Genomic DNA, 18,125 nt, shown 5'->3' with positions numbered 1-18,125 from the left:
GGTTCATAATATTTCGACATGATTCATGCTGAACTTTCTGACACGCGGTGCGTTCATCTCCTATGCGCTGCCCCGCCCAGGGGCGTTGTACAACAAGGAGCCGCCGTCCCTATGACTACCCTTCCCGTTTATCGAACCCATCCAGGCCCGTTGCATACGACCTTGCTGGCCGGCACCGTGCCGCTGTTTCTCGGTGCGTTGCTCAGCGACATTGCCTACACCCAGACCTACCAGATTCAGTGGGCCAACTTCGCGTCCTGGCTAATTGCCGGGGCGCTGGTGTTTGCAGGGTTCGCATTCTTGTTTGCACTGATCAATCTGTTCCGCACCGGACTCAGGGCCGGGCAACCGGCTCGTTATGTCCTGCTGTTGCTGGTGACCTGGGTATTGGGCCTGGTGAATGCCTTCCAACATGCCAAGGACGCCTACGCCGCGATGCCCGGCGGCCTGGTGCTGTCGGCCATCGTCTTGCTGCTGACACTGGCGGCCACATGGACCGGCCTGCGCAGCGGAGGTGCCAAATGAAAACGTCCAGCACATTGACCCTATTGAGTGCAGCACTGCTGCTGACTGCCTGCGGTGGCGAAGGCGACAAGACCCAGTCGCGCGGACCTGACCCCAAATTGCCGGAACAGCAAAGCAGCCTGCTGCCGAGCATGAAAATCGCCGAGCCCGCGCCGTGGGGCGAGCAGAAACCCAAGGTTCCGGAGGGCTACAGTGTTACCGCCATCGCCACCGACCTGGCGATTCCGCGCCAGACCCTGGTACTGCCCAACGGCGACATTCTGGTGGCTGAAGGCCGTGGCGGCAGCGCGGCCAAACTCAAGCCCAAGGACGTGATCGCCAGCCTGATCAAGGCCGAGGGCAATACCAAGGTCAAGAGTGGCAACCGCCTGACTTTGCTGCGCGATGCGGACGGCGACGGCACCTATGAACTGAAAACCGTGTTCGCCGACAACCTCAATGCGCCCTACGGCCTGGCCTACGCCAATGGCAAGTTGTACGTCGCCAACCAGGACGCCCTGGTGAGCTTCGACTACGCCGATGGGCAGACCAAGGCCAGCGGGCCGCCGTCGAAAGTCACCGACCTGCCAGCGCAAATCAACCACCACTGGACCAAGTCCCTCGCCGTCAGCGCCGATGGCAGCCAGCTTTACGTGGGCATCGGCTCCAACAGCAACATTACCGAGCGCGGTATGGAAGTGGAGATCGACCGGGCGATGGTCTGGCAGATCGACGCCGCGACCGGCGCGCACAAACCCTACGCAACGGGCTTGCGCAACCCGACCGCATTGACTATCCAGCCCGACTCCGGGCAACTGTGGACGGTGGTCAACGAACGTGACGAACTGGGCCCCGACCTGGTGCCGGACTACCTGACGTCAGTGCGTGAAGGTGCGTTCTACGGCTGGCCCTACAGCTATTGGGGCCAGAACGTCGACCCGCGCGCGCAACCGCAGAACCCGGCCAAAGTCGCGTCGGCGGTCAAGCCCGATTACAGCCTCGGCTCCCACGTGGCGGCGCTGGGGGTGGACTTTTCCATCCCGCAAATGGGTGAAAAATTCGCTGATGGCGTATTTGTCGGCGAGCACGGCAGTTGGAACCGCGACAATCCCGTGGGTTACAAGGTGATCTTCGTACCGTTCAGCAACGGTAAGCCCTCCGGCGAACCCATCGACTTCGCCACCGGCTTTCGCGGTGACGATGGCAAGACCCGTGGCCGTCCGGTGGGTGTGACGGTGGACCCGAAAGGCGCGCTGATCATTGCCGATGACCTGGCCAATACCATTTGGCGGGTGACGCGGAACCACTAAGCAAAATGTTTGACATGCTTGCCTGAGGCAACAATATAATTGCCTCAGGCAACCATACCGAGCATCTCCCATGTCCACTCCTCTGCTTGTCGAACGCGCCGGCATCGTGCGCGGTTTCAACCGCTTCTATACCCATCAGATCGGCGTGCTGCAGGAACACCTGCTGCAAAGCGATTACTCCCTGACGGAAATCCGCGTGATGTATGAGCTGTCTTCACGGGGCGACCTGACCAGTGCCGATCTGTGCCAGATGCTCAGCCTGGACGCGGGTTACCTGAGCCGGTTGGTGGGCGGTTTGGAAAAGAAAGGCCTGATCCAGAAAGTCCGCTCCGTCACCGATGCGCGTGCGGTGCAACTGCACCTCAGCGACCTGGGCCGCTCGGTACTGACCCCGTTGGAGCAGCAGACCCAGCAGGAAGTCATCGCCCTGCTACAAGCCTTGCCCGAACAGCAGCAGCAACAACTGGCTGCCTCCATGCAACGCATCCAGGCCCTGCTGCAAGGCACGCCGCCCAGCTACCTGCTGCGCGATCCGCAGCCGGGGGACATGGGCCTGGTGGTGCAACAGCAATCGGCGTTGTATGCCCGTGAGTACCAGTGGAATTGGGAGTTCGAAGCGCTGGTAGCGGAGATTGTCGCCAAGTACTTGAGGGAGTTCGACCCGACGCGCGAGCGCTGCTGGATCGCCGAAAAGGATGGCGAGGTGGTGGGCTCGGTGTTCGTGGTACGTCATGACGACAGCACCGCCAAGTTGCGCATGCTCTATGTGGATGCCAGCGCGCGGGGCATGGGTATCGGCCAACGATTGGTGGACGAGTGCCTGCGGTTTGCCCGGCAGGCGGGCTACAAAAGCATGATGCTGTGGACGGTGAACATCCTGACCGATGCGCGCAAGCTCTACCAAAAAGCCGGGTTCGAGCTGGTTGAAGAGGAAGCTACGGTGAGCTTCGGCAAGACGCTGATCAGTGAAACCTGGACCCGTGACCTCTGACCGTCTCCCGCGCTGCCGTCAGCGCGGGAGAGCATTGCTTACAAGTCAGTGATTTCCTTGTGGCGCGGCACCAGCGTCTTCATCACGCTCCACGCCACCAGGTAGGCCAGCGCACAGATCGCGAACATGATCATGTAGCCGGTGTGGATATCGTTGATGGACTTGTAGTAGTCAAACACCCAACCACCGATCTTGGTCATTACCACCCCGCCCAAGCCACCGGCCATGCCGCCGATACCGACCACCGAGGCAACGGTTTTCTGCGGGAACATGTCGGACACGGTGGTGAAGATATTGCACGACCACGCCTGGTGCGCTGAAGCGCCCACACCAATCAGCAACACCGGCACCCAGAAGCTGATATAGCCCAACGGCTGCGCCAGCAGCACCACCAGCGGGAACAGCGCGATGACCAGCATGGCTTTCATGCGGCCGTCATACGGAGCGTCACCGCGTGCCATGAAATAGCTGGGGAACCAGCCGCCACCGATACTGCCGACCATGGTCATGCTGTACAGCACCGCCAGCGGCATCACGATATCGGCGCCTTTCATGCCGTATTGCGCCGATAGGTAGGTGGGCAGCCAGAACAGAAAGAACCACCACACGCCGTCCGTCATGAACTTGCCGAAGGCGAAGGCCCAAGTCTGGCGGTAGGTGAGCAACTTGAACCAGGACACCTTTTTCTGCACCGCCCCTGCAACCGGTGGCGTGAAAGGCTGTACGGTCTGGTCGCTGCGGATGTAGGCCAGTTCTTCGGCCGACAGGCGCTTTTGCTGATCCGGTTTTTCGTAGATGGCCGCCCACACTGCGACCCACACGAAGCCCAGCATGCCGATCACCATAAAGGCCGCTTCCCAGCCCCACATGCCGGCAATCAGCGGCACGCAGATCGGCGCCAGGATCGCACCGACGTTGGCACCGGAATTGAAAATACCGGTGGCCAGGGAGCGCTCTTTCTTCGGGAAATATTCGGCAGTGGCCTTGATCGCAATCGGGAAGTTACCCGCCTCGCCAATCGCCAGTACCGCCCGGGACAGCATGAAACCGGCAATCGACACCGGGATCACCGCCAGTCCGACGGCGGTACTCACGGCAGCAATGCCCTCGCCCATCTGCACCGAAAACGCGTGCATGATGGCGCCCGTGGACCAGATGCCAATCGCAACGACGTAGGCGGCCTTGGTGCCGATCTTGTCGACAAAGCGCCCGGCGAACAGCATCGAGATGGCGTAGACGAACTGGAACACCGCGGCAATGTTGGCGTAGTCGGTGTTGCTCCAGCCAAATTGCGTGGACAGCTGCGGCGCCAGGAGGCTGAGCACTTGGCGGTCGAGGTAGTTGACGGTGGTGGCGAAGAACAGCATCGCGCAGATGGTCCAGCGATAGTTGCCTACAGCTTGGCCAACGCGATGGGCGTTGATGGGCTCGTTCAAGTTCATGGCATCACTTTTTATTTTTGTTAGGTAGGACATATGTAACGTCATATGTCGTCGTACAACTATGGCTTTTATATCGAGGCGCCTGAGCGGTGTCAATCGGAAAGATTCAGTTTTGTTGGAAGGCAAGAAACTCAGTTGTAGGATGACGCCACTTATTGTAGTGAGCGGGCTTGCCCCGCGCTGGGCTGCGAAGCGGCCCCAATACAGTCACGCGGATTTCACCAGGAAGGACGCCGCGCGGGGCAAGCCCGCTCACTACAAAGGCCCGTTCCAACGTGCGGTGCAAAAAATCGAAATGAGTGGTGAATTATTTCGTGTCCGCTTGTATCTGAACTGACAGAGCGGTGCCATCGCGGCGATGGCACCTCCCCTGTTCAGATTTAGAGTGGTCCGCATGAAATCACGTAAGAAAAGCGTCAACCCCATCGGCTTGAAAGACATCACGATTGTCGACGACGCCAAGATGCGCAAGGCAATTACCGCCGCTGCACTAGGCAACGCCATGGAGTGGTTCGACTTCGGCGTCTATGGTTTTGTCGCCTACGTCCTCGGCAAGGTGTTCTTCCCGGACGCGTCCCCCAGCGTACAAATGATCGCCGCACTGGCGACCTTCTCCGTGCCCTTCCTGATCCGTCCCCTGGGCGGCCTGTTTTTCGGCGCACTGGGCGATAAATACGGGCGGCAAAAAGTCCTCGCCGCCACCATCGTGATCATGTCCCTGAGCACCTTTGCCATCGGCTTGATCCCCGGCTATGCGTCGATTGGCATCTGGGCACCGATCCTGTTGCTGCTGTGCAAAATGGCCCAAGGCTTCTCGGTCGGAGGTGAATACACCGGCGCCTCGATCTTCGTCGCTGAATACGCGCCAGACCGCAAGCGCGGCTTCCTGGGCAGTTGGCTGGATTTCGGCTCCATCGCCGGTTTCGTGCTGGGTGCCGGCGTGGTGGTGCTGATTTCCAGTGTGCTGGGCGAAGCCGAATTTGAAGCATGGGGCTGGCGCCTGCCGTTCTTCCTCGCCCTGCCGCTGGGCATCATCGGCTTGTACCTGCGCCATGCGCTGGAAGAAACCCCGGCGTTCCAACAGCATGTCGACAAGCTCGAACAAGGCGACCGCGAAGGCCTGAGCCACGGTCCAAAAGTGTCATTCAAGGAGATCGCCACCAAGCACTGGCGCAGCCTGTTGACCTGCATCGGTATTGTCGCCGCCACCAACGTGACGTATTACATGCTGCTCACGTACATGCCGAGCTACCTGTCCCACAACCTGCACTACGCCGAAAACAGCGGTGTGCTGATCATCATCGCGATCATGGTCGGCATGCTGTTCGTACAGCCATTCATTGGTTTTGTGAGCGACAAGATCGGCCGCAAGCCCTTCATCATTGCGGGCAGCATCGGCCTGCTGTTCCTGGCTATCCCGGCGTTCATGCTGATCACCAGCGGCAAGACCGGCCTGATCTTCGCCGGCTTGCTGATCCTGGCCGTGGTGCTGAACTTCTTTATCGGCGTGATGGCTTCAACCCTGCCGGCGATGTTCCCCACGCACCTGCGCTACAGCGCGCTGGCCAGTGCGTTCAACGTCTCGGTATTGATCGCTGGCGTAACCCCAACAGCAGTGGCCTGGCTGGTGGAAAGCACCAACGACCTGTACATGCCCGCTTACTACCTGATGGTGTTTGCCGTGGTCGGCCTGATCACTGGCCTGACCATGAAGGAAACCGCCAACAAACCACTGCGTGGCGCCGCACCCGCGGCGTCGGACATGGAGGAGGCCAAGGAATTGCTGCAGGAACATCACGACAATATCGAGCAGAAAATCGAAGACATCGATGCCGAGATTGCCGAGTTGGAGGCCAAGCGCAAGAACCTCGTACAACAGCACCCAAGGATTAACTGACGCCCTGATACGAGCCTTGTAGTGAGCGGGCTTGCCCCGCGCTGGGGGGCAAAGCCGCCCTAAACCCAGACACCTCGGTTTTGCTGAAATACCGCGGTGACTCGGTTGGGGCGGCTTCGCCACCCAGCGCGGGACAAGCCCGCTCACTACAGAACGTCTCCTAGCGGAAGAAATGACTCGGCGTCTTGCCAAACTGTTTCCTGAACATGCTGGTAAAGGCGCTGGGGCTTTCGTAGCCCAACTCCAGGGCCACGTCGATAATCTTCTCCCCCACCGCAATGCGCTCCAAGGCCAGCAGCAAGCGTGCCTGTTGGCGCCATTGGCCGAAGGTCATGCCGGTTTCCTTACGGAACAGGCGCTGGATGGTTTTCTGGTCCAGGCCCAGGCGCTCACTCCAGTCCGCCACGGTGGAGGCATCCCCGGGATCTTGCTGCAACGCCTGGCAAATGCGGTTCACCCGCGCGTCGGCGGGCTGCGGCAACGACAGCGGCAAGGCCGGCAGAATGGCCAGTTCATCGAGGATCAGGTGCATGATCCGAGCGTCGCGCGAGTCTTCGGCATACGGCGGTTTCAAGCTCACTGACGCCTTGATCAGCTCGCTCAACAGCGGCGAAATACTCACTGTCTTGGGCTCGCTCGGCATGTTCGGGAAGCGGTCCGGGCGCACGAACACGCTGCGCATTTTCAGGGTGCCCACGCAGCGCAGAGAATGCACCTGCCCACTGGGCATCCAGATGCCGCGATTGGGCGGCACGGTCCATTGGTTCAGCGCCGAATACACCACCATCACGCCTTCAATGGCATAGAGCAGTTGGTGCTTTTCGTGGCTGTGGTCGGGGATCACCCAGTTTTCGGGGTAGTCGGTGGCCGAACTGATGACAGCCCAGTCGCCTTCATTGATCTCCTGCAAAAATATATCCAGTGATTTGATCATTTCGCCCTTTTTGCGATGATTGCTGCCCGAATTTCGCGAGACAGGCATTTGCTGCAAATCTAGCATGAACGCCGAATCATTTTGAAATAGATGGCGGGCTCAAGTACTCGCCATCTTTGTTTGCTGCCTTGTATGGAATGCCTGCATGTCGACCCTCACTGCGTCACCCGCTGCTGCAACCAGTACACCCCAGACAAGCCCCTTGGTCATGCGCATCCTTGGCGCCTGCGCCTTGGCCCACATGATCAATGACCTGATCCAGGCCGTGCTGCCGTCTATCTATCCGATGCTCAAGGCCAACTATGGCCTGAGCTTCGCCCAGGTCGGCCTGATCACCCTGACGTTCCAGCTGACTGCATCGCTGCTACAGCCGTGGATCGGCTACCACACCGACCGTCATCCCAAGCCTTGGCTACTGCCGGCGGGCATGGTGTGCACCTTGATCGGCATCCTGATGCTGGCGTTTGTCGGCAGCTTCCCGCTGATATTGTTGGCGGCAGGCCTGGTGGGCGTGGGTTCATCCACCTTCCACCCGGAAACCTCGCGTGTTGCGCGTCTGGCCTCCGGCGGTCGCTATGGCCTGGCGCAATCGACCTTCCAGGTGGGCGGTAACACCGGCAGTGCGTTCGGGCCGTTGCTGGCGGCAGCGATCATCATTCCCTACGGCCAAGGCCATATCGCCTGGTTCGGGCTTTTCGCAGTGTTCGCGATCATGGTGCTGTACGGCTTGAGCCGCTGGTACCGCAACCACCTCAACCTGTTCAAGCTCAAGCAAGGCAGCAAGGCCACCCACGGCCTGTCCAAAGGCCGCGTGACGTTTGCCCTGGTGGTGTTGGCAGTCTTGGTGTTCTCCAAGTACTTCTACATGACCAGCCTGACCAGCTACTTCACGTTCTACCTGATTGAAAAATTCCACCTGTCCGTCGCCAGTTCCCAGATGTACCTGTTCCTGTTTCTGGGCGCGGTGGCCGTCGGTACGTTTGCGGGCGGGCCGATTGGCGACAGGATCGGCCGTAAAAAGGTCATCTGGTTCTCCATCCTGGGTGCTGCGCCATTCACCTTGGCCCTGCCCTACGTGGACCTGTTCTGGACGGCGGTGCTGAGCGTGATGATCGGTTTCATCCTCTCGTCGGCGTTCTCGGCCATTGTGGTATTTGCCCAGGAACTGGTGCCGGGGAATGTGGGCATGATCGCCGGGATCTTTTTCGGCCTGATGTTCGGCTTTGGCGGTATTGGCGCGGCGTTGCTGGGCTTGTTGGCCGATAGCCACGGCATTGAGTACGTATACCAGCTGTGCTCGTTCCTGCCGTTGGTGGGCATCCTGACGATCTTGCTGCCTTCGACCAAGGGCATCTGACCGCACTCGTCTGTGGGAGCTGGCTTGCCGGGTCGCCGCATCGCTGCGATGGCTTTGTGTTGGGCGCTGGAGTTTTTTGGTCGGAGTGCATATCCGTTGTTTCGGTGACGGCTACTATTGGTTCCGCTCTTACAGCGGGTCACTTTTGGAAAAGAGCCCCAAAAGTAACCAAAAGGGCTCTTGCCCCAACACTCGGCACCTCGCCTAGGCTCGGTGTGCCCGAACGCAGGCTTGAATCCGTGGGCCGCCGTCATGGGCCATCCTTGGCCCAGGACGGCTAACCCGGCGTCCTGCCGGGTTACCCACGGATTCAAGCCTGCGTTCGGCCAGCGTGTTTAACGGGGCGCTTAAGATCAAGATCAAGATCCAAAGCAAAGCAAAGCAACGGCGGCGTGTTCGCAGGTTTTTTAGCCAAATGTTATGTCGGGACTCCGTCTCACACGTCCGCTCAGCATGCAACACACCGATCCATGCTTAAATCCTTGTTTGGCAGCTTCGCAAGCGTCTGTGCTCGCCGCCCCTCAAGGACTTCCCCCATGCGCCTGCCAGACTTCATCCTCCAAAACCTTGAGCCGATCCTGCAGGCCTGGGAAGACTTTGCCCGCACCATCCATACCCCCGGCACCGATTTGGACCGCGAGGGCCTGCGCGATCACGCCGAGCAAATGTTGCGCGCTATTGTGCTGGACCTGCGTACCACCCAGACCGTGCAGGAACAAATCGACAAGGCCCAAGGTCTGGCCCCTCAGCATGACGATGAAACGCCGGCTGAAACCCACGCCATGACGCGTTTGATGGCCGGGTTTTCCATCGATCAAATGGTGTCTGAATACCGCGCGTTGCGCACCAGTGTGCTCAGCCAGTGGCTCGACCAGGTCAAACACGGCACGCCGCTGGAAGTCGACGACATGAACCGCTTTCACGAGGCCATCGATCAGGCCCTGGCCGAGTCGATCGCCAGTTATTCGCGGGCGGTCGAGGCCTCGCGAAACGTATTCCTAGGCATCCTCGGCCACGATTTGCGTACACCGCTGGGCGCAATTCTGCTGGGCGCCGACATGCTCCGGCGCTCAGAGAGCATCGGCGAGCGCGGCACCCGCGTCGCCACGCAGATCTACACGAGTGTGCAGCGCGCCAGTCAGATTGTCGGCGATTTGTTGGACTTGACCCGTTGCCAGATGGGCCCCGGCATTCCGGTGAAACGGGTGGCCGTCGATCTGGCACCCATCTGCGAGCGCATCGTCGAGGAAATCCGGGCGTTTCATCCTGACGCAGAGATCATCCTTCACACCAAGACCCAGGCGTTTGGGCTGTTTGACGGCCCGCGCATTGAGCAAGTGTTTTCCAACATCATCAGCAACGCAGTGCAACACGGCGGCGCTCGCTTACCGATCAACGTAGAGCTGACGGCCACGGCTGAGACGGTGGTGTTCACGGTTCACAATCTGGGCGAGCCGATTCCGGTCGATGTGCTGCCGTTTATCTTCAATCCCATGGGGCGCTTTTCCCAGCGCTCGGTGATTGAGCATGGTCCTACAGCGGGCCTTGGACTGGGTCTGTTTATCGCCTCGGAAATCGTCTCGGCCCACCAGGGTTCGATAGAAGTGGAGTCTTGCGCAGAAACCGGTACGGTGTTTCAGGTGAGCGTGCCGTTGTCTGCCGCTTGAAAACAAAGATAGCCGTTCGCCAGTAAGGCTCCGAAAACGCTCTGTGAACGCTTACAATCGCGTTTTTCAACGCACGCCTGGCAGCACATGACGCTCGATCCTCCAACGATTTTAGCCCTCACGGTGGCGCTCGCCGCCGCTGCGGCCCTGTACCTGGCCATTGAATGGCGCAGTGTGCGCGAACCTTCGCTGCTGTTCTGGAGTGCGGGTTTCGCCACCATCACCCTCGGCTCAATCCTGGCCCTGCTGCGCACCAACGGTTTCCTGATGATTGGCATCTGGTTCGCCAATGGCTTGTTGGTGACCGCGCACTTCCTGTTTCTGCTGGGGGTGGCGCGGTTTACCCAGGTGCGCGTATCGCGGCTTTGGGCCCTGATGGTGATTATCTGGTTTGGCATGCTGATGCTACCCACCGACCTGCCGTGGTCCAAGGCCATGCTGGGGGTGCAGTCGCTGCTCGTCGCCCTGCCCACCCTGCGTGCCAGTTTCCTGCTGCGGCCACATGGCAAATCCTTGAGCATCGGCGCGGTGCAACTGCGTTATGTGCTGTTGTTCCATGGGTCTTTCTACGTGGCCAAGGCGCTGTCGGTATTGATCCCCGGCACCTTGATCGACCTGGCCTCGTTCAAGGGCGAAATCATCCAGGTGTCCCTGGTGGAAGGCGCGATGGCGATCATGCTGATTGCCCTGTCGATGACCGGCTCCGAACGTTACCGCCGCGAGCAGCAAATCGCCCGCCTCGCCGCCCGCGACCCGCTGACCGCCCTGTACAACCGCCGCGCACTGGACTTGCGCGCACCGCGCCTGCTGGCCCAAGTGTCACCGGCACAGCCGGGTGCGCTGTTGTTGATCGATATCGACAACTTCAAGTCGGTCAACGACCTGTTCGGCCATACCGCCGGCGACCGCCTGCTGATCGCCCTGAGCGAAATGATCCGCGCCGTGGTCCCCCATGGCGCGCTCGCCGCACGCCTGGGCGGTGACGAATTCGTGATCCTGCTCAACACCGCCTCGACCGAGCAGATCGTCGACCTGGGCAGCCGCCTGCGCGAACAATTTTTTCAACTCACCTCGCAAACCTTTGCCACCCCGGAGCCGGTGACCTTGAGCATCGGCGCCAACCTGTTCGACCTACCACCCGCCAGCCTGAGCGCCTTGATCGAACAAGGTGACACCACGCTGTATGAAACCAAGCGTGGTGGCCGCGACAGCATTCGACTGGTGGATCGAACCGGGGTCAGTTCCTACGGCTAGAGGTCGTAGTTGACCGCCACACTGCGCCCGGTCTTCACCGATTCCAACGCACAATCCGCCAAGTGCAGCGCGTACAAACCGTCGCGCACGTTGGTGGGCAGCGGTTGCCCGTTGTTCAGCGCATCAATGAACTGGGTCAGTTCATTGCGGTAGGCATCGGCATAGCGCTCCAGGAAAAAGTGCTGCAGCGGCTCCAGCGCTTCGGTGTGCTCGACACTCCAGTGGCGCAGCGTGCTGGGGCGATGGTTGTCGGTCAGCAGTACGCCGCTGGCGCCAGACACTTCCACCCGCTGGTCATAGCCATACACCGCCTGGCGGCAGCAGTTGATATGGCATTGCTTGCCCGAGGCAGTGCGCAGCAAGACCATCACGCTGTCGTAGTCGTCGATCTCGGCAAGGCTGGGGTCCACCAGGCGGCTGGCGATGGCGGTCACTTCCACCGGTTCTTCGCCGAGCAAGTGGCGGGCGGTGTCGAAGTCGTGGATGGTCATGTCGCGCAGGATGCCGCCGGAGTGTTTCAGGTAGTCACGCGGCGCCAGGCCGGGGTCGCGGCTGGTGATGATCACCTGGCGCACCACACCAATCTGCCCGGCGTCGAGTGCCTGGCGCAGGCGCAGCATGTCGGGGTCGAAACGCCGGTTGAAACCCAGCATCACCTTGCCGCCTTGGCGCTCGACCGTCTGGGCGGCGCTGCGGGCCTTGGCGATGTCGAGGTCGATAGGCTTTTCGCAGAGCACCGCCTTGCCTTCCGCCACCGCCGCCAGCAGCAGGTCGATATGGGTGTCGGTGGGTGTGCCGATCACCACCGCGTCGATGTTTTTGCGCGTGAGCACGGCGGCGCAATCGTAGGCCGCCTCACACCCCAATTGGGTGCTTAACGCATCGACGCCTTCGCGCCAGGGGTCGGCGACCAGCACCAGCGTGGCGTTGGGATGGGCGGCGACGTTGGCGGCGTGGATCTTGGCAATGCGCCCGGCACCTAGAACGGCGATTCGTAGCATGGTGAAAACTCCTGGATGTGTTGTTGAGGGAGATTCAGTCCGGCAAGTTGAACGGCGTAACAATCTGCACCTGAGATGGCGCAATCGGCCCGGCCTTCCACAGCCGGTGGTAGTGCAGGATGTGCAGGAACACATGGCGCGCATCGATCTGCAGGTTGTGGTCGATGATCGCGGCGACTTTTTCTTCCAGCAGCAACTGGCGGTTTTCTTCGTCGAGGTCGTGGCCGATAAACACGTCCAGCGCACGGCCTTGGGCCGCAAAGGCGTCGACAATCGCCCGGTTGCCACCGCCGACGCTGTACACTGCCTTGAGCTCGGGCTGCTGTTTCAGCGCCTGGGTGACCCGTTCGAAGGTGCGGTCATACACCCCGTAGCCACCGCTGATGTCCAGCACCCGTAGATGCGGCGCACGCCCGCGCAGCCATGCACGAAAGCCCATCTCGCGCTCTTCTTCGCCACGGAACAGTTCGCTGCCGATCACCACTGCCACGTCCTGCGGCGCTGAGGGCAACCAGCGCGACATCAGGTAGGCGGCCGTTTGGCCTGCGGTGCGGTTGTCCATGCCGACATAGCCGATGCGCTCGCTTTGCGGCAAATCCGTGACCAGGGTCACCACCGGGATACCGGCCGCAATCAGTTGCTTGACCGCCTGGTTCACCGCCGGCTCGTCGGCGGCCTTGAGCACCACGCCTTGGCTGCCGGTGTCGAGGCAGCGCAGCAACTGATCGTGCATGGCCTGGGGCTCGATCTCTTCGAACAGGTGAAAGCGCGGGGCAATCCGAAACGGCGCGAGGCTCGCCAACTGCGCAGTGATCGCCGCCTGCACCGCCGCACTGAAACGCTTGGGCGTGTGCATGATCACGTCGACATGGAACGTGCGCCCCACCGCCAGGCCGTTTTTCTCCTGTAACTCCAACTCATCCAGCGCCTGTTCGATACGCCGCTGTGTCTGGGCATGCACGCTGCCGCGCTGGTGCAGCACGCGGTCGACGGTGGCTTTGCTGACGCCGGCCTGGGTGGCGAGTTGCTTGATGGAGAAGTGTTTGGCGCGCTCGAGCATGGGCATGGGCCTGATGTCTTTTTGAGGTGTTTTTTAGGCGTTACTGAGGTTTCGCAATGCTAGTCTCAGTTTTGCCCGCCGTCGAGTCGGGCGATGCACAACAACAAAAATCCAGGAGAACCCCATGCCGAACACCGATCTCGCCAGCACTTTCAGCGGCCAATACTTCGTCGTCACCGGCAGCACTCAAGGCCTGGGCGCTGCGGTAGCCCACACCTTGGCCCAGCGCGGGGCCGCCGGGTTGATCATCTGCGGGCGTCGTCGCGCCCAGGGCGAAGAACAGGTGCGGCAGCTGGCCCAACTCGATTGCCAGGCATTCTTTGTCGAGGCGGATCTTGAGAAGGTCGAGGATTGCCGCGCAATCATCGAGGCGGCGCGCACCCACTTTGGCACCTTGCACGGGCTGGTGAACTGCGCCGGCATGTCGGATCGCGGCACGATCCTGGATACCTCGCCGGAGCTGTTCGAGCGCCTGTTTGCGGTGAATGTGCGGGCACCGTTCTTCCTGATGCAGGAAGCCTTGAAGCTGATGATCAGTAAAGGCGTGGAAGGCGCCGTGGTGAACATCCAAAGCATCACCGGGCACGGCGGGCAATCATTCCTCAGCGCTTATGCAGCCTCCAAGGGCGCACTGGCGATCCTCACCAAGAACGTGGCATTCAGCGCGTTGCGCAACCGGATCCGCGTCAATGGCTTGAATATCGGCTGGATGGACACCCCCCACGAAGATGACATTCAACGCCAATACCACGGGGCCGAGGACGGCTGGCTGGCCAAGGCCGAAGCCGCACAGCCTTTCGGGCGCCTGCTCAAGCCCGAAGAAGTGGCCCGCAGCGTGGCGTTCCTACTGTCCAGCGAGTCGGGGATGATGACCGGTTCGGTGATCGACCTGGAACAAGGCGTGGTCGGCTGCACTGACGGCGGTAGCCCGCAGCCGCATCAGGCGCTGAGCCTGCCGGGAGGTGTGTGATGGCGGCGTTTGTCACCCGCGATGACGTACAACTAGCGGATTTCAGCCGGCTTTGCGCACAACAGGCCCACGCAGAAGACTACCCACTGTGCGCCGAGGTGGTGAGCAATGTGGTGATCTATGACGCCCACACCTTGCGCCACAGTGACCGCCTTGTCGTGATGAATGAACTGCATCAGCTGTTCCGCGATGGACCGGGGGTAATGGTGGTGCGCCGCGCTTATGAGGACCTGGAAGTGGTGGACCGCCATAGCCAGGTGTTTGAGGCGATCTTCGCCCATGAGGCCGCCCAAGGCGTGGCGGCCGATCACTTTGCCAAGGCGGGCAGCAACGGGCGTATCTGGAATTCATTGCAGAAGGCGGCGTTGCAGTCGCCAGAGTCCTTTGTCGAGTACTACGCCAACCCGTTGCTCGGGCTGATCGCCGAGGCGTGGCTGGGGCCAAGCTTTCAAGTAACCGCCCAAGTCAACGTGGTGCACCCCGGCGGCCAGGCGCAGCAGCCGCATCGGGATTACCACCTGGGCTTCCAGACCCATGATGTGGTGGAGCGCTTTCCCCTGCCCTTGCACGTGCTGTCCCAGTACCTGACGTTGCAAGGCGCGGTGGCGCATTCCGATATGCCGCTGGAAACCGGCCCCACCCAGTTGCTGCCGTTTTCCCAGCAGTACGCCTTAGGCTACCTGGCGTGGCGGCGCCCGGAGTTTATCGACTACTTCCAGCAACACGCCGTGCAATTGCCACTGACCAAGGGTGACCTGTTGTTCTTCAACCCGGCGCTGTTTCATGCCGCCGGCACCAACCGCACGCCAGACCGGCAGCGCATGGCCAACCTACTGCAAATCTCGTCGGCGTTCGGCAAGCCCATGGAAGCGCTCGACCGCGACCGCATGATGCTGGCGATCTACCCGGTGCTGCTGGCCAACACCGCACTGGATGCCCAGGCCGTAGAGGCGGTGATCGGCTGCACGGCAGACGGCTATTCCTTCCCCACCAACCTCGACACCGACCCACCCTTGCAGGGGTTGGCGCCACAAACCGGGCAACAACTGATGGTGCAGGCCCTTAACGAGAGCTGGCCTTTCTCGGACTTCGCCGCTGCCGTCAAGCAGATGCGGGAGAAGCGCCAAGCGTGAATCACTCTGTTTTAACAACAACAAAAATAACGGAGCAACACCATGAAGAAGCAACTCCTTGCGGCACTCTTTACCCTCGCTGTGACGCCTTGGGCGCTGGCCGATATGCGTATCGGCGTGAGCATCGCCCAGGTTGACGATGTGTTCCTGGCGCAGATGCGTGACTACATGGCCGCCCATGCCAAGGAACTGCCCGGTGTGACCCTGCAATTCGAAGACGCCCAGGGCGATGTGGTGCGCCAGCTCAACCAGGTGCAGAACTTCACGGCCCAGGGCATGGACGCGATTATCGTCAACGCGGTGGACACCGCCGCCACGGCAAAAATGACCGTCAATGCCCAGCAGGCCAAGATCCCGCTGGTGTACGTCAACCGCCGCCCCGAGTTCAAGGAGGTACCGCCGGGCGTGGGATATGTGGGCTCGGATGAGATCAAGGCTGGTGAAATCCAGATGCGCTACCTGGCCGAGCAAATGGGCGGCAAGGGCAACCTGGCGATCATGCTGGGGCTGCTCTCCAACAACGCGACCCATAACCGCACCCAAGGTGTGAAGAACGTGCTCAAGGACTATCCCGGCATCAAGATCGTCGAGGAACAAAGCGCCGAATGGCAGCGCAGCAAGGCGATTGACCTGATGAACAACTGGATCGTGTCGGGCACCAAGATCGACGCGGTGGCGGCGAACGCGGATGAAATGGCCATCGGCGCGGCCATGGCGATCAGCCAGGCGGGTATGCAACCGGGCAAGGACATTTTGGTCGCCGGCAGCGACGGCGGTGCAGCGGGGTTGGATGCGGTGAAAAAGGGCCAATTGCTGGTCACGGCTTACCAGGACAACAAAGGCCAGGCCGTGGGCTCGATCGACCTGGCGGTGAAGATGGTGAAGAAGGAGCCGTATGACGCTGAACTGACCATTCCTTATCAGCAGATTACCAAGGCGAACTACCAAGCCTTCCTCAACCCATAACGGTGTTTGTAGTGAGCGGGCTTGTCGAATCGTCGCACCGCCCGCTCACTACAACAGGTAGGCGAGCGTGGCACCCAGTCCTGACAGGCAGAGCGTGCCCACGGCATAGGCAACGGTGCGCCAGGGCTGCCATCCCATCAAATAGGTAACGGTGTGCGCCACCCGCGCCAGGGTAAAAGCGCAGAACAACCACGCGATAACACCGCTGGAACCCTCCAGCACCACACACAGGCCGCCCAACACAAAGAACAGTGGAATATTTTCCAGGTCATTGGCCCAGGCCTTGGTCGCTCTCACGACCTGCGGCAATTCTTCTGGGCGCGTGGCACGGTTGAAGTAAGCGGCATCCTCTTGATTTGTGAACGCCCTGCCCCGGATTCGGAAGAACCCTTGATAGCAGGAGATCGCAAACATCTTCAGGCCCAGCACCAGTACGCACGCGACATAGACAGGCATAAGGTCATTCATCCCGAAACCCCTTCACAACGAGATAAAGCAACGGCCCTACCGACACGAACACCGCCGTGAGCACCACATACGGCACCAGCGAAACCAGCGAATGCCCGCGCCGCCGCGTATCGCGGTACATCCACACGCACGCCAGCGCCGCCATCAAATACAAGTCGATGACCACCTGCGCCGTGTCCGGACGCGACATCAGTTCCCGTCCAAATGCCCATAGCGACTGCTCGGCCGTCAGCAGCGTGAACAGGGTGTACAACGAAAATCCGAGCAATCCGATCAGGGCGAAATAGGGCTTTGGCATGCTTGCTTCCTTGGCGTGATGAAGGCCTACGTTAGTGATAAGGTTCTGCCCCTCGCAATGACCTCGGAGGTCATGAACACGTCATGGACACGCCTTCTACTGCTGGCGAACACCTGCGCCAGTTGCGCCGGGACGCCAAACTCAGCCAGCTCGAGCTGGCGCTGATCACGGGTGTTTCGCAGCGTCACCTCAGTTGCCTCGAAACCGGGCGCGCCAAACCGAGCCCCGCCACCTTGCATCATTTGTTGAGTGCGCTGGAGGTCCCGCTGGAGCAGCGCAACCGCGTGTTCCTTGCCGCCGGTTTTGCCCCGCGCTACGCCGCGACCCCACTGGCCGCACCGGCCATGGAGGCGGTTCGTGAAGCGGTCGACCATGTGCTGCACGCCCACAATCCCGCGCCAGCGATTCTGCTGGACAGCCAGTGGCACGTGCTGGCGGCCAATGCCAGCACCGGCGTGCTATTTGATTTGCTCGGCATCCAGCCGGACGCCGCCAACGGCGTGAATTTGCTGGCCACCCTGCTGCAACCCGGTGGTCTCGGCGACCACCTGGTCAATGCCGAAGAGATCCGCACCCTGGCGTGGCAACGGGCGACTCGCGAAGCAATGGGCAACCCCGCATTGGCAACAGTGCTGGCAGGACTGCCTGTGCCCACCTGCACCGACCTGCCCGTAGAAATGCCTTTGCTGGTGATGACCCGTTTGCGCTCAAAGCGAGGCGAGCTGAATTTCCTGTCCACCTTCACCACCTTTGGCATGCCCCAGGACATCACCCTCGCCTCCCTGCGCATCGAACATCTGATTCCTGCTGATGCGCACACGTGGCAAGTAATGCGCGGCGCCTATGCCGATTATGCGGCGCTGGTTTTGTGAA

General features: G+C 60.9%; 17 protein-coding genes. 11 read left to right on the top strand and 6 right to left on the bottom strand.

Going from position 1 to position 18,125, the window contains the following annotated elements:
* The first annotated feature begins 111 nt into the window (after positions 1-111).
* The 3 genes from HF257_RS18220 (at position 112) to HF257_RS18210 (ending at position 2,805) form a co-directional block, all read left to right on the top strand.
* Positions 112-525 carry a DUF2231 domain-containing protein gene (locus tag HF257_RS18220; RefSeq protein ID WP_185705673.1) on the top strand — a complete coding sequence of 138 codons (414 nt, stop codon included), beginning with the start codon at positions 112-114 and terminating at the stop codon, positions 523-525.
* A complete protein-coding gene (locus tag HF257_RS18215) occupies positions 522-1,814 on the top strand; it encodes a PQQ-dependent sugar dehydrogenase (protein WP_185705671.1) in 1,293 nt (430 codons plus the stop codon). The genes HF257_RS18220 and HF257_RS18215 overlap by 4 nt, the downstream gene beginning before the upstream one ends.
* A 70-nt stretch (positions 1,815-1,884) precedes the next feature.
* Positions 1,885-2,805, top strand: coding sequence for a bifunctional helix-turn-helix transcriptional regulator/GNAT family N-acetyltransferase (locus HF257_RS18210; protein ID WP_185705669.1), 921 nt, complete (start codon positions 1,885-1,887; stop codon positions 2,803-2,805).
* A gap of 38 nt (positions 2,806-2,843) precedes the next feature.
* Here the strand turns inward: HF257_RS18210 and HF257_RS18205 are convergent, their stop codons facing one another.
* Positions 2,844-4,247, bottom strand: a complete 1,404-nt coding sequence (locus HF257_RS18205) for an MFS transporter (protein WP_185705667.1) — start codon at positions 4,245-4,247, stop codon at positions 2,844-2,846.
* Between the two features lie 394 nt (positions 4,248-4,641).
* Between HF257_RS18205 and proP the strand changes: the two genes are divergently transcribed.
* On the top strand, positions 4,642-6,144 hold the full coding sequence (proP, locus tag HF257_RS18200; RefSeq protein ID WP_185705665.1) for a glycine betaine/L-proline transporter ProP: 1,503 nt from the start codon (positions 4,642-4,644) through the stop codon (positions 6,142-6,144).
* A gap of 160 nt (positions 6,145-6,304) precedes the next feature.
* On the opposite strand, the gene HF257_RS18195 is transcribed toward proP, so the two are convergent.
* Positions 6,305-7,126, bottom strand: a complete 822-nt coding sequence (locus tag HF257_RS18195; RefSeq protein WP_185705663.1) for an AraC family transcriptional regulator — start codon at positions 7,124-7,126, stop codon at positions 6,305-6,307.
* Positions 7,127-7,223: 97 nt separating this feature from the next.
* Between HF257_RS18195 and HF257_RS18190 the strand changes: the two genes are divergently transcribed.
* The 3 genes from HF257_RS18190 (at position 7,224) to HF257_RS18180 (ending at position 11,356) form a co-directional block, all read left to right on the top strand.
* Positions 7,224-8,435 (top strand): MFS transporter, encoded by a 1,212-nt coding sequence (locus HF257_RS18190; RefSeq protein WP_185705661.1) that lies wholly within the window; start codon positions 7,224-7,226, stop codon positions 8,433-8,435.
* Between the two features lie 536 nt (positions 8,436-8,971).
* Positions 8,972-10,102: an ATP-binding protein gene (locus HF257_RS18185; RefSeq protein WP_185705659.1), complete on the top strand. Its 1,131-nt coding sequence runs from the start codon at positions 8,972-8,974 to the stop codon at positions 10,100-10,102.
* Between the two features lie 87 nt (positions 10,103-10,189).
* Positions 10,190-11,356 carry a GGDEF domain-containing protein gene (locus HF257_RS18180; protein ID WP_185705657.1) on the top strand — a complete coding sequence of 389 codons (1,167 nt, stop codon included), beginning with the start codon at positions 10,190-10,192 and terminating at the stop codon, positions 11,354-11,356.
* On the opposite strand, the gene iolG is transcribed toward HF257_RS18180, so the two are convergent.
* Both iolG and HF257_RS18170 read right to left on the bottom strand, forming a co-directional pair.
* Positions 11,353-12,357 carry an inositol 2-dehydrogenase gene (gene iolG / locus HF257_RS18175; RefSeq protein WP_185712104.1) on the bottom strand — a complete coding sequence of 335 codons (1,005 nt, stop codon included), beginning with the start codon at positions 12,355-12,357 and terminating at the stop codon, positions 11,353-11,355. The genes HF257_RS18180 and iolG overlap by 4 nt on opposite strands.
* A 34-nt stretch (positions 12,358-12,391) precedes the next feature.
* Positions 12,392-13,417, bottom strand: a complete 1,026-nt coding sequence (locus tag HF257_RS18170; protein WP_185706318.1) for a LacI family DNA-binding transcriptional regulator — start codon at positions 13,415-13,417, stop codon at positions 12,392-12,394.
* 124 nt (positions 13,418-13,541) lie between these two features.
* On the opposite strand from HF257_RS18170, the gene HF257_RS18165 reads away from it, so the two are divergent.
* From HF257_RS18165 to HF257_RS18155, 3 genes are read left to right on the top strand one after another with little or no spacing between them, the layout of a single operon-like run.
* Positions 13,542-14,387 carry an SDR family oxidoreductase gene (locus HF257_RS18165; protein ID WP_185705653.1) on the top strand — a complete coding sequence of 282 codons (846 nt, stop codon included), beginning with the start codon at positions 13,542-13,544 and terminating at the stop codon, positions 14,385-14,387.
* A complete protein-coding gene (locus tag HF257_RS18160; RefSeq protein ID WP_185705651.1) occupies positions 14,387-15,520 on the top strand; it encodes a phytanoyl-CoA dioxygenase family protein in 1,134 nt (377 codons plus the stop codon). The genes HF257_RS18165 and HF257_RS18160 overlap by 1 nt, the downstream gene beginning before the upstream one ends.
* 42 nt (positions 15,521-15,562) lie before the next feature.
* Entirely contained in the window at positions 15,563-16,486 is a 924-nt protein-coding gene (locus tag HF257_RS18155) for a sugar ABC transporter substrate-binding protein (protein ID WP_185705649.1), read from the top strand.
* Positions 16,487-16,534: 48 nt separating this feature from the next.
* On the opposite strand, the gene HF257_RS18150 is transcribed toward HF257_RS18155, so the two are convergent.
* Both HF257_RS18150 and HF257_RS18145 read right to left on the bottom strand, forming a co-directional pair.
* Positions 16,535-16,954 (bottom strand): MAPEG family protein, encoded by a 420-nt coding sequence (locus HF257_RS18150; protein ID WP_185705647.1) that lies wholly within the window; start codon positions 16,952-16,954, stop codon positions 16,535-16,537.
* Positions 16,947-17,252, bottom strand: coding sequence for a DUF2834 domain-containing protein (locus tag HF257_RS18145; protein WP_185705645.1), 306 nt, complete (start codon positions 17,250-17,252; stop codon positions 16,947-16,949). Before HF257_RS18145 ends, HF257_RS18150 begins: the two co-directional genes overlap by 8 nt.
* 83 nt (positions 17,253-17,335) lie before the next feature.
* On the opposite strand from HF257_RS18145, the gene HF257_RS18140 reads away from it, so the two are divergent.
* Entirely contained in the window at positions 17,336-18,124 is a 789-nt protein-coding gene (locus HF257_RS18140) for a helix-turn-helix domain-containing protein (protein WP_185705643.1), read from the top strand.
* Position 18,125: the final 1 nt, after the last annotated feature.

This window comes from Pseudomonas cremoris (genome assembly GCF_014230465.1).
This window is presented reverse-complemented; position numbering and strand designations above follow the sequence as displayed.

Coding starts and splice junctions, on each gene's coding strand:
- HF257_RS18195 (WP_185705663.1), bottom strand. CDS start 7,126: ATGCCTGTCTCGCGAAATTCGGGCAGCAATCATCGCAAAAAGGGCGAA.
- HF257_RS18185 (WP_185705659.1), top strand. CDS start 8,972: ATGCGCCTGCCAGACTTCATCCTCCAAAACCTTGAGCCGATCCTGCAG.
- HF257_RS18190 (WP_185705661.1), top strand. CDS start 7,224: ATGTCGACCCTCACTGCGTCACCCGCTGCTGCAACCAGTACACCCCAG.
- HF257_RS18210 (WP_185705669.1), top strand. CDS start 1,885: ATGTCCACTCCTCTGCTTGTCGAACGCGCCGGCATCGTGCGCGGTTTC.
- iolG (WP_185712104.1), bottom strand. CDS start 12,357: ATGCTACGAATCGCCGTTCTAGGTGCCGGGCGCATTGCCAAGATCCAC.
- HF257_RS18205 (WP_185705667.1), bottom strand. CDS start 4,247: ATGAACTTGAACGAGCCCATCAACGCCCATCGCGTTGGCCAAGCTGTA.
- HF257_RS18155 (WP_185705649.1), top strand. CDS start 15,563: ATGAAGAAGCAACTCCTTGCGGCACTCTTTACCCTCGCTGTGACGCCT.
- HF257_RS18180 (WP_185705657.1), top strand. CDS start 10,190: ATGACGCTCGATCCTCCAACGATTTTAGCCCTCACGGTGGCGCTCGCC.
- HF257_RS18215 (WP_185705671.1), top strand. CDS start 522: ATGAAAACGTCCAGCACATTGACCCTATTGAGTGCAGCACTGCTGCTG.
- HF257_RS18140 (WP_185705643.1), top strand. CDS start 17,336: ATGGACACGCCTTCTACTGCTGGCGAACACCTGCGCCAGTTGCGCCGG.
- HF257_RS18150 (WP_185705647.1), bottom strand. CDS start 16,954: ATGAATGACCTTATGCCTGTCTATGTCGCGTGCGTACTGGTGCTGGGC.
- HF257_RS18160 (WP_185705651.1), top strand. CDS start 14,387: ATGGCGGCGTTTGTCACCCGCGATGACGTACAACTAGCGGATTTCAGC.
- HF257_RS18165 (WP_185705653.1), top strand. CDS start 13,542: ATGCCGAACACCGATCTCGCCAGCACTTTCAGCGGCCAATACTTCGTC.
- proP (WP_185705665.1), top strand. CDS start 4,642: ATGAAATCACGTAAGAAAAGCGTCAACCCCATCGGCTTGAAAGACATC.
- HF257_RS18220 (WP_185705673.1), top strand. CDS start 112: ATGACTACCCTTCCCGTTTATCGAACCCATCCAGGCCCGTTGCATACG.
- HF257_RS18145 (WP_185705645.1), bottom strand. CDS start 17,252: ATGCCAAAGCCCTATTTCGCCCTGATCGGATTGCTCGGATTTTCGTTG.
- HF257_RS18170 (WP_185706318.1), bottom strand. CDS start 13,417: ATGCTCGAGCGCGCCAAACACTTCTCCATCAAGCAACTCGCCACCCAG.